At 52.0% G+C, this 12,489-nt stretch carries 12 protein-coding genes and 2 tRNA genes; 9 read left to right on the top strand and 5 right to left on the bottom strand.

The annotated features are described in order from the left end of the window. Positions 1–2: 2 nt before the first annotated feature. Positions 3–293: a hypothetical protein gene (locus MOV14_RS06505; protein WP_318536522.1), complete on the bottom strand. Its 291-nt coding sequence runs from the start codon at positions 291–293 to the stop codon at positions 3–5. Continuing rightward, positions 290–634: a prefoldin subunit gene (locus tag MOV14_RS06500; protein ID WP_318536521.1), complete on the bottom strand. Its 345-nt coding sequence runs from the start codon at positions 632–634 to the stop codon at positions 290–292. Before MOV14_RS06500 ends, MOV14_RS06505 begins: the two co-directional genes overlap by 4 nt. A gap of 172 nt (positions 635–806) precedes the next feature. Here MOV14_RS06500 and MOV14_RS06495 point away from each other — a divergent pair, with 172 nt between their 5' ends. The 4 genes from MOV14_RS06495 to MOV14_RS06480 are packed head-to-tail and all read left to right on the top strand — an operon-like array spanning position 807 to position 6,360. After that, complete coding sequence (locus tag MOV14_RS06495) at positions 807–2,918, top strand: hypothetical protein (RefSeq protein WP_318536520.1); 2,112 nt, start codon at positions 807–809, stop codon at positions 2,916–2,918. A 9-nt stretch (positions 2,919–2,927) separates the two neighbouring features. After that, complete coding sequence (locus tag MOV14_RS06490) at positions 2,928–3,935, top strand: radical SAM protein (RefSeq protein WP_318536519.1); 1,008 nt, start codon at positions 2,928–2,930, stop codon at positions 3,933–3,935. Positions 3,936–3,939: 4 nt separating this feature from the next. Beyond that, complete coding sequence (gene hisS, locus MOV14_RS06485) at positions 3,940–5,238, top strand: histidine--tRNA ligase (protein WP_318536518.1); 1,299 nt, start codon at positions 3,940–3,942, stop codon at positions 5,236–5,238. Positions 5,239–5,262: 24 nt separating this feature from the next. Continuing rightward, positions 5,263–6,360: a bifunctional phosphoglucose/phosphomannose isomerase gene (locus MOV14_RS06480; protein WP_318536517.1), complete on the top strand. Its 1,098-nt coding sequence runs from the start codon at positions 5,263–5,265 to the stop codon at positions 6,358–6,360. Here MOV14_RS06480 and MOV14_RS06475 read toward each other — a convergent pair whose 3' ends face one another. Beyond that, a complete protein-coding gene (locus MOV14_RS06475) occupies positions 6,361–7,101 on the bottom strand; it encodes a DUF72 domain-containing protein (protein WP_318536516.1) in 741 nt (246 codons plus the stop codon). Positions 7,102–7,159: 58 nt separating this feature from the next. Here MOV14_RS06475 and MOV14_RS06470 point away from each other — a divergent pair. The 5 genes from MOV14_RS06470 to MOV14_RS06450 all read left to right on the top strand — a co-directional run bounded on the left by MOV14_RS06470 (position 7,160) and on the right by MOV14_RS06450 (position 10,435). Next, positions 7,160–7,253, top strand: a tRNA-Pro gene (locus MOV14_RS06470). Between the two features lie 101 nt (positions 7,254–7,354). Then, positions 7,355–7,439: transfer RNA gene (locus MOV14_RS06465), tRNA-Leu, on the top strand. A 152-nt stretch (positions 7,440–7,591) separates the two neighbouring features. Further along, the gene (gene thsB, locus MOV14_RS06460; RefSeq protein ID WP_318536515.1) at positions 7,592–9,244 is read left to right on the top strand and encodes a thermosome subunit beta; all 1,653 of its coding nucleotides are present in this window, start codon (positions 7,592–7,594) and stop codon (positions 9,242–9,244) included. A gap of 106 nt (positions 9,245–9,350) precedes the next feature. Next, positions 9,351–9,950 (top strand): AAA family ATPase, encoded by a 600-nt coding sequence (locus MOV14_RS06455; protein ID WP_318536514.1) that lies wholly within the window; start codon positions 9,351–9,353, stop codon positions 9,948–9,950. Positions 9,951–9,982: 32 nt separating this feature from the next. Further along, positions 9,983–10,435 carry an RNA-binding domain-containing protein gene (locus MOV14_RS06450; RefSeq protein WP_318536513.1) on the top strand — a complete coding sequence of 151 codons (453 nt, stop codon included), beginning with the start codon at positions 9,983–9,985 and terminating at the stop codon, positions 10,433–10,435. A gap of 75 nt (positions 10,436–10,510) precedes the next feature. Here MOV14_RS06450 and MOV14_RS06445 read toward each other — a convergent pair whose 3' ends face one another. Together MOV14_RS06445 and MOV14_RS06440 are read right to left on the bottom strand one after the other, a co-directional pair. Next, complete coding sequence (locus MOV14_RS06445; RefSeq protein WP_318536512.1) at positions 10,511–11,449, bottom strand: ribonuclease Z; 939 nt, start codon at positions 11,447–11,449, stop codon at positions 10,511–10,513. After that, positions 11,446–12,489 carry a TRM11 family SAM-dependent methyltransferase gene (locus MOV14_RS06440; protein WP_318536511.1) on the bottom strand — a complete coding sequence of 348 codons (1,044 nt, stop codon included), beginning with the start codon at positions 12,487–12,489 and terminating at the stop codon, positions 11,446–11,448. The genes MOV14_RS06445 and MOV14_RS06440 overlap by 4 nt, the downstream gene beginning before the upstream one ends.

Below are 12,489 nucleotides of genomic sequence, written 5' to 3'. Positions count from 1 at the left end.
ACCTAAGGTAAGGGTTTTAAGCCCTTTTCGCGCAACTTCTTCTCAGCCAGGCTTATCGCCTCCTCCGCGACCTCTTCTGCCACTTTTGCAAGCCTCTCCCTGTCTAGCACCCTCGAGTAAATGCGTACTTCCACAGAAAAGTCGTAAGGCCAGTCTTCGCCCAGGAACACGGAGACGATCACCTGGAGACTTGGATCGTAGGGGAGCTTCTCCTCTATCCGCCTGAGCGCAAAGAGTATTACCTCATCAACAATATCGTGAGCATCAGGCTCGGAAACGGTGCTACCCTTCACTCCGCAGTCCCACTAGGCGATGGAAGCGACGCTCTGAGCTGCTTTTCAAGCGAGCTGACTCGCTCGCGTAAAAGCTTCTCCCTCTTGGAGAACTCCTCGATCCTCACCTGAAGCAGTTCTTTCTCGGACGCGAGGTCACGGGAAACCTCCTCCTTGGGAACTTTCATGAGGATTCCCCCCATTGCTTTATAGACAAACTGGTCTGGCGTCTTCTCGAGCTCTCTCAGCGTCTTCTCAACCTCTAGTAACCTCGCCTTATACTGCTGAAGGTTTAGCACAACTGCTCGAAGCTCATCAATAGCCTGCTGGTACTTCGCAACTAGACTCTGGTCGACGGACATACCTGCCTTAATTCCGCGTAGGAGTTTTAATGCTTTTGGTGCTCTTCGCGCACAAACCATCGCCACACAATTGCTCATGAGGGTCTGCAACTCCCCGTGCAACAGCGCCGTCGGTTACAGGGGCTTGAACAACAACCGTTTAATACCCTAACCTCTATTCTACGCACTGAACGTGAGCACACTCCGACTCCTGCTGGCATCATTCGCGCTAAGCGTGCTGGTCAGCCTAGTGTGTATTCACGGTTATTCAAGCACCTCCTCAAACCCCGGGAAAACAGAGTTTGCAAACGCAACCAGCTTTAACGTCACCGTAAAGATTTTTTCCTGCAAGGGTGAGAAGATTGCTGCAGAATACCTGAAGTACCTCACCGTTGAGCTTAAGGGTAGTAATCAGACCTGGCCCTTTCAAGATCAGGACACGCTTCTCGTTACTATTCCAGCTGGGAACTACTCCCTGATCGTGAAATACCTCGGGTTCCTCGTGTATAAGGGGGAAATCCCAGTCTATAATTCAACTGAGGTGAGCGTAAGAGCTAACATCTCAAAAGTGCAGTTCAGGGCCATTGACCTCATGATGAGGGGCATTCAGGGGTACGAACTCTCGGTTTCAGCTCTCAAACTGTCTCCTCGGACTGGCGACACGGTGGACGTTTGGCTACCCTTTGGTAACCTCCAGTACTCTGTAACGTATCGTTGGGGAAACTACGGGAACGTCACCAAGTCTGGCAATGTTATGGTGAGCTGCGATACCCCTCCCGTTGTAGTGCCCCTACCAGTTTGGAGCCAGCTTGTGCTCAACTTCAGGCTCGCCGATGGCTCCTCGGCTCTCGGGCTGAACGGCTCCGCAGAGGTGTACTACTCCAGTGTTCTCGTGAGCAGAGTTGACTTCTTATCCCAAGATGCGCTTAAACTGCAGGGGGCTATTACCGGAGATTACACGCTACGCATTTATCTTCACGGGAAGAAGATAGCTGAAACGGTTATCGCTGTAGACAATAGGAGCTGGAATTACACTGTGACAGTCGGTGTCATGCGCAACATAATGCTAAGACTCTTCGACGCCAGCGGCAAGCCTCTGGTATCCCAAGACTTAACGGTTACCGTAGTAACCCCTCTCGGCGAGACAAGGAGCTACACTCTTTCAGGTTCAAACACGCTAGAGATAGCGGAAGGGGTCCCAGGAAGCTACAGCCTGACCGTGACTAGCTCCGTGGTGGGTCAGCTGTACAGCGACCGAGTAAACATGAGAGACTTAATTTCAGATATACAGCTCCCCCTAGTTTTCACCTACGTGGTATTCAAGCCTGAGGGGTCAAGCACAATACCAAGAGGGGTTTCAGCAAAAGCCTTTTACATCCAAGGTGGGAAAGAAATACTCCTCTGGTCCACTTCCAGCTTATCTGAGGGAAACGAGGGCTATAAAACTGTGCTACTAGGTGTCCTACCGCTGGGCGGCAACGTAAGGGTCGAAGTCTCGTACGCGGGGGCTCAGTCCTCAACACTCACAAGCGTAGGCGGATCAGGAATCATCGAGTCCACGATCCCTGTATATGACTTCGCCGTGCGAGTAATTGACAAGAACAACGATCCGGTAACGGGGTGCCTTGTCAACGTGTCGGCGGGCGCGCTCTCGGTCTCGGGCACTGTGCGCGACGGACAGGTCTTCTTCAAGAACCTTCCGAGGGCTGATGCGAGGGTAATCGTACAATGCAGCAATGTTCCTGTAGCGGACCAAGTTATCAGCACTGCTTCTCGGAACGCAACGATACAGGTTCCACTCGTCTCGTTTAAAGTGAGTGTTAAGAGCTGGTTCAACAGGCCGATCATGGGAGCTGAAGTGCAGGTGGAGGTTCTCACTGGAAACAAAACGCTGTTCACAGCGCACGATGTTACAGACCAGGGTGGAAACGCGCTGTTCTCAAGCGTCCCTGCCCCTCCAGGGGCGACCCTTGGAGTAAAAGTCGTGTACGGTTCATCCTCGTATACTCAGCGACTCAGCGGAGAGGAGAGGGAGGTCACCGTCTTCTTCGATATCCTGGTGGATACTCCACTACTCAAGCTCACCCTCTTGCAGACCGCCACCGTTATAGGCGCTGCAACAATAGTCAGCGTAGCGGGGCTTATAGCCTACAAGAAGTACTCTGCCATCTCCACGTTCAGGCACATGTTCGAAACTGGAGCTGGGGGGGAGGAAGAGGAGAGCGAGAGCTTCACAGAGAAGCTACGCAATATATTCAGACGGAGGAAAGAGGAGGAGGAAGAGGAGGAGGGCTTGTTCTTTTAAGGGATTGGGATGAGAGCCCTCTACAGAATCGACGGGGAACTTCCCCTTATCGGGCATATAGCCTTCGGAGTGATCGACCGGGGAACAAACCTCCTGCAACTTAGGCCTACCTCTTTTTGTCCGCTCTCCTGCATCTTCTGCTCCGTTGATGCTGGACCTCGGTCTCGCATGCGGACGGCCGAGTTTGTTGTTTCCCCCAGGTACCTGGTTGAGTGGTATGCTTGGAGTGTTCGCGTAAAAGGTCTCGACGCCGCTCACGCCTACATAGACGCCGTGGGAGACCCCCTTACTCATCCCCAAATAGTTGAGCTTGTACGGCTTTTGAAAAACTCAGGCTTAGCACTCACCGTTGCCCTCGAGACCCACGGAGCTCTGCTCTCTGAGAGGCTAGCCGAAGAGTTGGACGAGGCTGGTCTAGACCGGATTAACCTCTCGGTAGATGCCATTGATGCTACGAGAGCTAAACTACTTTCCGGCACGCCCTGGTTCGATGTTACCCGCGTGATGAGGGTTGCGGAATACATAGCGTCGAGCCTGCGGATGGACTTACTCATAGCCCCTGTCTGGGTTCCTGGATACAACGACTCCGAGATTCCGCAGATCATTGAGTGGGCACTTAAAATAGGGGCGGGTAAAAAGTGGCCTCCTCTAGGAATCCAGAAGTACGAGGCGCACAAATACGGAAGAAAGGTGCCTGGGATTAAACCTCTATCTTGGAAGGAGTTTTACCATGCCCTACGCAAGTGGGAGGATGAGTATAGTGTAAAACTCGTGCTAAGTCCGCGGGACTTTGGGATCACAAAGGCTGAGAGAGTGCCTTATGCTTTCGAAGTAGGGGAGAGGATTACGGTCAAGGTTGTTGGGCCCGGTTGGCTCAGCGGTCAGCTACTTGGGGTCTCTAAGGGAAGGGTGGTCACGCTGGTTGGCGGGGGCAGAGGTCTCTCAACGGGGACCCGCGTTCAAGCGAGGGTAGTCCGAAATAAAGACAATATATATATTGCGAGAATCTTCGAATAGTGAAATGACCGGAGAGGCACTTCTAAGGCCACCGCGGGGCACGAAGGACAGGCTGCCCGAGGAGTCATACATTAAAAGGAAGGTATGCGAGTCCATCAGGAAAGTTTTCGAGCTCTACGGCTACGGAGAGATCGAGACCCCAGCCTTCGAGCACCTCGAGGTTCTCATAGCTAAGGCCGGTGAGGAAGTCGTAGATCAGATATACGCTTTTAAGGACAAGGCTGGCAGAGACTTAGGTTTAAGATTTGAGCTGACAACACCTATAGCTCGAATCGTGGCCTCGCGCCTTGACATGCCTAAACCAATACGCTTCTACTACATACAGCCCGTTTGGAGGTATGAGGAACCTCAGAAGGGGAGGCTCAGGGAGTTTTGGCAGGCCGGCGTTGAGCTTATAGGGATAGATGACCCAATGGGCGACGCGGAGGTCATAGCAATCGCTCACAGAGCTTTGAGGAGCGCGGGGCTTCAGGAATTTGAAATCCATATCAGCCACCGAAGCGTCGTGGAGGATTTAATCCTGTCAACGGGATTGCCTGAAAACCGAGTCAACGAGGCTTTACGTGCGCTTGATAAACTTGATAAAAAAGGAAAAGAATATGTTGTAGATGAGCTTTCGAGGCTAGGAGCAGAGAGGTCAAGTGCCGAGAAAATGCTCGAGCAACTGTCAAGTGCTGATCTCAACATAGAGGTTAGATCCCAAAAGGCGGTCGAGGGGCTGAAATTCTTATCCCGAACCTTGGATTTACTTGAAAGCGCTTACGACCTGAGAGCAAGGGTAGACTTCGGAATAGTCAGAGGTTTGGGATACTATACGGGCCTTGTTTTTGAGGTCAAGACGCCTCTGGGAGGAGAAGTTGGTAGCGTTGCTGGTGGCGGGCGGTACGATGACCTGATAAGCTCTCTGGGTGGTCCGCGTCTGCCGGCAACGGGTATGGCCATAGGTGTTGATAGGCTTATAGAAGTGCTACGAACCCTAGGCAGGATTGATGTCACATTCAGTGAGTTTGACGCCGTGGTGGTGCCGGTAGGTAGCGATGAAGAATTGCTAAAATACGCCATTAAAGTGGCAGAGACACTGCGCTGGAAGACGGCTCTACGTGTGACTGTTGAGTATACTGGTAGATCCCTTTCGAAAACACTCGAGAAAGCTGGTAAAAAGGGAGCTAAGTATGCCGTGATCATCGGCGCACGAGAAGTCTCTGAGGGGAGTCTGACCCTCCGGGATCTTGAGAACTGGACGGAGCAGAAATTGACCATTGATGAAGCCGTTAAGCTTCTTGGTTATTCAAAAGGATTTTAATCGCCATAAACGCTCTTAATCACAATGCTGGAAGACAAGGCATATACGTTGATCTCTTCGGAGGCCAGAAAGCATGACCCTTCGGGAATGCTCCTACACGTTATCCATACACCTCACAGCGTCCTGGAGAGCACACGTAGGTACAGGGAGGAAGCTGAGAGTTTACTCAGGTTTGACTTCTCACGCCTTAGCGGGGTGGTTGTCAGCGGCATGGGTGGCTCCTTTATTAGCGGACTTTTCCTCTACGACTTAATCGCGGATAAAACCGATAAGCCTCTTGTCTTGAATAGGGACGCAAAGCTACCGAAGTTTATAGACAAGAACTACCTTCTCGTGACGGTCAGCTATTCTGGCAACACCGAGGAAACCCTGAGAGTCTATTCCGAGGGGCTCAAAAGGGGGATCCCGATTGTAGCTGTCACGTCCGGAGGCAAAATGGCCGAGATCTCGGAGAAGAAGGGAGTACCTCTTCTTCGCTTACCTCCTGGCATCCCGCCCAGAGCCGCCTTCCCGCATATAACCTCCGCCCTTACCTCAGTTTTATCCCTTGTAACCGGTATCGACGCAGTTAGCTGGCTTGAAGAAGCGGCTCGAGAGCTCCAGAGCAGGCTTGAGGGGGCTTTCAGTGAGGGGGCCGCATTAGCCAGGCTACTCCATGAGGACGTCGCGAAGGGTCTGGTTCCACTCGTGTACGGGTACTCTCCCTACACTTCCCCAGCCTACAGGTTTAAGACACAGTTAAATGAGAACTCAAAGGTTCACGCATTCTTCGGCGAGCTCCCTGAGGGTAACCATAACGAGATAATGGGCTGGAGTGGCCCTCTGGCCAACTTTTCGGTAATTTTCTTGAGGGGGCGGGAGGAGCCGGAGTACATGCGGGCTAGGATTGAGTTCTTGGAGGAGCTTCTAAGCAGCAAAGGCGTTCCCTACTACAACCTCTATGGGGAGGGTGGAGGCAGAGCCGGCGAGCTTCTCTCACTGGTTTTCAAAGCCGATGTAGCTTCTGTAGCTCTCGCTCTCCTACGGGGGGTTGACCCGACACCTGTTGACATCATTTCACGGCTTAAGACACACCTAGAGTCCAGAGTCGGCTTGACGTTTCTACGAGAAGCCGAGAGGTGATCAGCGCCTCTCAAGCAGTTCTTTAAAGCGCAACGCATCTTGGAACATTTGAATATTGTTGAAGAAGACGTATACTTTTGAGGCGCTGAGGCTTTCTATAATGGAGAGCAGGCGGAGCAGGTCTTCCTCGGTGTACTTATAGGAGTAGTTTACCTCTCCTCTTCCTATGCCGTGCAACCTGAAATACTGCACCTTAGACTCGACTAAGGGCATGCGCCTGAACGGGTCTACAACGTGGATCAGATGGTGTTTTTTGAAAATCCCCTCTAGAAGCTCTGGACGATTGAGCCATTCTCCACGCGGTTCCCATCCTAGAGTCAATGACCCTCTGTCTATCTTCGAGAAAAATGTGTCCACGTTAGACACATTCTCTTCTGTGGGACCAAAGCTGGGGGGCGTTTGGAAGACGACGACGCTCGCGTCCAGGGCTTGAGCCGCGCTTCTCGTATACTCCCACCCTTCGAAAACCTCCCTAGTTGGTCTAAAGAAGCCGTGGTTTTCCGTCGGCTTGATGCCCTTCGCCCTTCTCCAGGTCGGCGAGCTGGCTGGATGCGTGATTCCCTGGAAAGCTTTAAGCGTGAACTCGAAACCTTCTGGTGCTTCACTCCTCCAGCGGCGCAGGGTTTCGAGCGGCACTGGCCTGTAGAAGGTTTCCTGCACCTCAACACCCCTAAAAGAGTTGTAGTAGTTTCTACGTCCTCCTTTTCCGGAGAAACCGCACGTTCCTACAACAACCTCCACACTCTCGCCCGAAAAAAATAAACATTGGCCAGCGATAAAAGTTCATCTGGGATCTCCGGGGGCCGTAGTCCAGCCTGGTAGGATAACCCGTAGCGGTTCCTGATGCCTGGCTTGGGCCCAGGTGGTCCCGGGTTCGAATCCCGGCGGCCCCACTTTTGCACAGAACTACTCTCCTTCTGACCACCTGAATTACCGCCCTTGTCTTGCAATACTAGAAAAAAGTTTTAACAGCGTGTAGAATTCTTTCAATAGTGCGGGGGTGCCCGAGCCTGGACGAAGGGGGCGGACTTAAGATCCGCTGGCGTCGGCCTGCCCGGGTTCGAATCCCGGCCCCCGCACCTCCTCAAGCTTTCAGGCTTAGTTACTGCTACTGGAAGCCGCATGATGCTAATGGGTATGAACTTAGCGGTGAGTTGAGAAAAATTTTTATAGAAGCGATAATTTTCATGAGGTGCAGGCGAGGAAAATGGCATCACCTGGTGGTGAGGGTATGGCGTCGGTGGCGCAGCTGGGTGGAGTTCCTGTATTGATACTGAAGGAGGGAACCTCGAGGCAGACTGGCCGTGAAGCGCTTCATCTTAACATAATGGTTGCGAGAGCTATCGCTGAGACCATTAAGACGACTCTTGGCCCTAAAGGCATGGACAAAATGCTCATTGACACGCTCGGCGATATAACAATATCTAATGATGGAGCAACAATTCTGGATGAAATGGACGTGCAGCACCCTGTCGCGAAGCTGATGGTAGAGGTGGCTAAGGCTCAGGACAAGGAGGTTGGCGATGGGACAACGACTGCAGTGGTCTTAACCGGCGAGCTCCTAAAGGAGGCTGAAAAACTCCTAGAGAGGAACATCCACCCGACGATAATAGTGGGCGGGTACAAGAAGGCAATGGAGAAAGCACGTGAGGTCATTAAGCAGAAGGCCATCAAGGTAAGCCTGGATGACGTGGAAACTCTAAAGAAGGTTGCGGCAACATCCATGAGGAGCAAAGCCGTTGCCGCCCTAAGGGACTACTTCGCAGACCTAGCAGTGAGAGCCGTGAAGCAAGTCGCAGAGGAGGTTAACGGTCAGGTACGTGTGGATATCGACAACATACAGATCATCAAAAAGAAGGGAGGCGCCTTCCTTGACACACAGCTGGTCTACGGCATCATAGTCGACAAGGAGGTTGTCCACCCTGCTATGCCTAAGAGGGTTGAGAACGCGAAGATCGCCCTGCTCGATGCGCCGCTCGAGGTCGAGAAGACGGAGATCGACGCCGAGATCAGGATCTCCTCTCCCGAGCAGATGCAGCAGTTCCTCGAGGAGGAGGAGAGGATACTGAAAGAGATGGTCGACAAGATCAAGGAGAGTGGTGCTAATGTGGTTTTCTGCCAGAAGGGTATTGATGATGTTGCGCAGTACTACTTGGCTAAGGCTGGGATTCTGGCTGTTAGGCGTGTGAAGAAGAGTGATATGGAGAAGCTTGCTAGGGCTACTGGGGCGAGGATCCTGACTAGGGTTGAGGACATCACGCCCGAGGCCCTGGGCACCGCGAAGCTCGTGGAGGAGAGGAAGGTGGCGGACGAGAAGATGGTCTTCGTCGAGGGCTGCCCCAACCCCAAGAGCGTCACAATCCTCGTCAGAGGCGGATTCGAGAGAGCCGTGGACGAGGCTGAGAGGTCGCTCAAAGACGCACTGTACGCTGTCGCGGACGTCCTCAAGCACCCGTACATCGTCCCGGGCGGTGGCGCGATCGAGGCCGAAATCGCTAGGGAGCTCCGCAAGTACGCCACCGAGGTCGGTGGGAAGGAGCAGCTCGCAATAGAGGCTTTTGCCAACGCGATAGAAGCTATTCCGCGAACCCTCGCTGAGAACGCTGGGCTAGACCCCATCGACATAATCGCTGACTTAAGGTCTGCCCACGAAGACCCCGCGAAGTGGGGTTACGGTGTCGATGTAAATAACGGTGGAGTCGCGGACATGTTGGCTCTAGGAATATTTGAGCCGGCGAGCGTTAAAGACCATGCGATTAAAATCGCAACCGAGGCTGCGTCGATGATCCTCCGCATCGACGACATAATCAGCGCTTCAAAGCTCGAGGAGAAGAAGGAGGAGAAGAAGAAAGAAGAAGGAGAGGAGAAGAGCGAGTTCGATTAAAACAACATTAAGGAACAAATATTCTTTTCTTCTCCTTTTTCTTTACTTTTTGCTTCAGGGTTGAAACAGAACTAATTTTAAGCCTTGAGTATCTCTTAGGAAGAGTATGCCAGCGCGCAGCTCGGAATGCAGGGTGGAGAAGCTAATACTGGTTACAGGCATGCCCGGTTCGGGAAAAAGCATCTTCGGTGAAATTGCTAGGAGAAAGGGTCTACCCGTTGTAAATATGGGTGACATTGTGCGCGAAATAGCACAGGAGCGAGGGTTAGAAGTTAATGATAGTAACCTCGCGAGAATAGCCAAGGAGTTGCGAGACAAAAGTGGCAAAGCGGCGGTGGCGATGCTGGCTTATGAGAAAGCATGCAAAACAGGGAGTACTGTAGCTGTTATCGAGGGATTGAGAAGCCTAGAGGAGCTTGACTATCTTCGGCAGAATGCAAAAGAAGCTGTCGTGGTTGCTTTTCACTCCTCACCCAAAACTCGTTTTAACCGATTGCTGAGGAGGGCGCGTAAGGACGACCCGTCGACGTGGGAGGAGTTCGTGGAAAGAGACCGACGCGAGCTGGGATTCGGAATAGGTTCTGTCATCGCATTAGCAGACATCATGGTTGTCAACGAAGATATAGAGATCGATGAGCTCCAGAGAAAGGTTGAAAACATATTGAATAAGCTACTTAACGTAGAAGTAGAGAGATCTCCTGTATAAGCTTATAAGTACCCTCTCCTTGCGGTCACAGTATGATGGTTGTAGCTCGAGCTCCACTCTATGCAACTGAGTCTGAGGAAAAGGTCCTGAGAGCTATCCTAAACGTACTGTCATTCAGCAAAGATGAGTGCTCCATCCAGAATTTCGAGGATTATCGAGAAGTAACCTGTCGGTCTGAGTCTTACAAACCTCTCGAGAAGCTGTCTAATCTCATCAAAAGTCAGAGAATACTCGACGCTGCGCGAAGCTATGTTTTGAGAGATTCTACTGAGAAGATGTTCAAATTCTATCTGAATAAACAGGCCGCCTTCCAGGGACGTGTCAGCTTCTGCACCTTCGAGTTCGGTGAAAGCCCTCTTGGAGCGATATCAGTACTAGTCGACATAGGTGAGTGTGACCGAGAACTGTTTCTTAACTGGTTTGTGCCCGAAACACGTGAGGGGCGGCCAGTAAACGAAGAAGCCGAGTTCAGGTGTCACGGCTGAGGAGCGGCAAGATTCTTTGCCGGCAAATATCAAAAGTCGGCTCACACAGCGTGCAACTGGTTCTAACTAGTATTACTACGCCCTCATGATAGTTATGACCCTTGGTCGCCCAGCTTTGACCTCCACCACCAGGCCTCTCTCGGCCAACACAACACGTGGGAAAACGGCTTTGGCTTCCTCAAGCAGGGGCTCAAGTTCGGTGTAACGAGTGCTGAAGTGTGTGAGGATTAAAAGCTTGACTCTAGCTTTCTTCGCCAGGTATGCTGCTTCTCGGGAGGTTGAGTGGGCGATACTCTCTCTGCCGATCCAGTCAGCATGGAGGAATGTACTTTCGTGTATCATGACATCTGCTTCCCGGCTTGCTGCTCCAAATCGGGCGTTAGGTAGCGTATCGCCACTGTATGAGATTTTCAAACCGGGGATTTTGTCCAAAGTGAAGTCCTCAAGGAAGTATACCTTCCCTCTGTAGCGTATTTGTCCCCTGTCCAGAAGCCTTCTCCTGAGCTTTCCCGGTATGCCTTCTTCCTGTAGTTTCCTCCCATCTAAACGTATTCTCTCGCGTGTTTCTAGCACATAGGAGTACGATATGTATGAGTGGGGGGCCCTGATGTACCTAACCGATAGACGCTCCTCGCCGCCCAGCGGGATTCTGCCTTCGTCGCCTAAAATCTCCAATACCCTTACCGGGTATTCCTGCTTCAGCAAAAGCTGTGCCGGAATTATCTCACCTACGCCCAGCGGTCCTATGATCTCGACCGGTTCCTTCCTGCCAGCCAGTTGCAATGACTCCAAAAGTGGCACCAGCCCGTATGTATGATCGCCGTGAAGATGCGAGATCAGAATAATCAATGGGGAGTTGTAGCTTAACCCGAAGTACTCAAATGCTCCCTGACACATTTCTCCAGAGTCGAGGAGTACAATTCTCCCGTCGAGCTTTACCACGGTGCAGGGAGGCAGCCTTCCCTTGAAAGGCCGCGTGCTGCTAACACCCCAGAACATTATCCTGGCGATCATTTAGTACACCGCCAAACTGACCTCGTGAGGCTTGAGTGCTCGCGAATCCAGCAGATCTCCTCGCACCCCAAATCCCTCAACTCTGCATTGGCGCCTTCATATGGATAAAGGAAAACGCACGACCCTCTCTTCTTTAGAGCCTCCTTTACACGCCGAAGTGCGAGTTTGAGTGTTTCATCGGGGCTTCGCCCCTTCGCGGAGGCGAGCCGGCCGTACGGCGGATCAAATGCTATCGCGTCCACAGCATTCGCCCTTAAAGGGAGCATTGAAGCGTCTGAAAGTATGAGGTCTACTCTTTCGTAGAGGCCGTGGAAAATCACGTTCCTCCGAGCCCCCCGAACCGGTCTGTAGTGTATTTCAACCCCCACCGCGTAAAACCCTAAAAGAGCCGCTTCGATGAGCGTGCTACCCGAGCCGCAGAACGGGTCCAGAAACGTCCTGGTCTCGTTACTTGCACCGAGTCCCTGAGTGGATAAGTTTACTAGGAAGAGAGCCAACTTCGGTGAAAGAGCCGAGAACTGCAAGTATGGTCTCTTCTCGGGCGAGCGGTACGTGAATCTATCTCTCCTGAAGCTGTGGAATATCTCACCCCAGTAAGCTTTCTCCCTTGCGAAGTCTACTAGAAGGAAAAATCTTTGGCCATGCTCGGGATAAATTTCACCAAGGGAGAGGTTGCTCTTCTGGATAAATTTTCCCAAAAGGCAGTTCACTACTCGGACTTTATTTGGTTTTTCACCAATGATGACCATCTTGACTGAGCGAAACCACTCCTTGCTTCCTGGTTCCGCATCCAGAGTACAATCCCCAATCTCCACCTCTTCTCTAACAACAATGACGTCGCTCAATGTTACAGACCGGTATGCGTGCTCCATCAGCTCTCCTAGGTCGACGCTTCCCTCCACCTCGTAGAGGTTCCTGCTCAACTCCCTTACAACTCCACTTCCCGATAATAAACGAAGCATATTGGAGATGTCTACTTGGCTACATTCTCCGAGATTCCATTTGAATACTAGGAGTAGCTTACTTACGTTGCGATCCAA

Source organism: Infirmifilum sp. NZ (genome assembly GCF_022693705.1).
Classification (GTDB): Archaea; Thermoproteota; Thermoprotei; order Thermofilales; family Thermofilaceae; genus Thermofilum.
Note: the sequence above shows the minus strand (reverse complement) of the source record. Positions and strands in the feature narration are given on the sequence as shown.

Coding starts and splice junctions, on each gene's coding strand:
- MOV14_RS06450 (WP_318536513.1), top strand. CDS start 9,983: ATGATGGTTGTAGCTCGAGCTCCACTCTATGCAACTGAGTCTGAGGAA.
- MOV14_RS06490 (WP_318536519.1), top strand. CDS start 2,928: ATGAGAGCCCTCTACAGAATCGACGGGGAACTTCCCCTTATCGGGCAT.
- MOV14_RS06445 (WP_318536512.1), bottom strand. CDS start 11,449: ATGATCGCCAGGATAATGTTCTGGGGTGTTAGCAGCACGCGGCCTTTC.
- MOV14_RS06500 (WP_318536521.1), bottom strand. CDS start 634: ATGTCCGTCGACCAGAGTCTAGTTGCGAAGTACCAGCAGGCTATTGAT.
- thsB (WP_318536515.1), top strand. CDS start 7,592: ATGGCGTCGGTGGCGCAGCTGGGTGGAGTTCCTGTATTGATACTGAAG.
- MOV14_RS06455 (WP_318536514.1), top strand. CDS start 9,351: ATGCCAGCGCGCAGCTCGGAATGCAGGGTGGAGAAGCTAATACTGGTT.
- MOV14_RS06480 (WP_318536517.1), top strand. CDS start 5,263: ATGCTGGAAGACAAGGCATATACGTTGATCTCTTCGGAGGCCAGAAAG.
- hisS (WP_318536518.1), top strand. CDS start 3,940: ATGACCGGAGAGGCACTTCTAAGGCCACCGCGGGGCACGAAGGACAGG.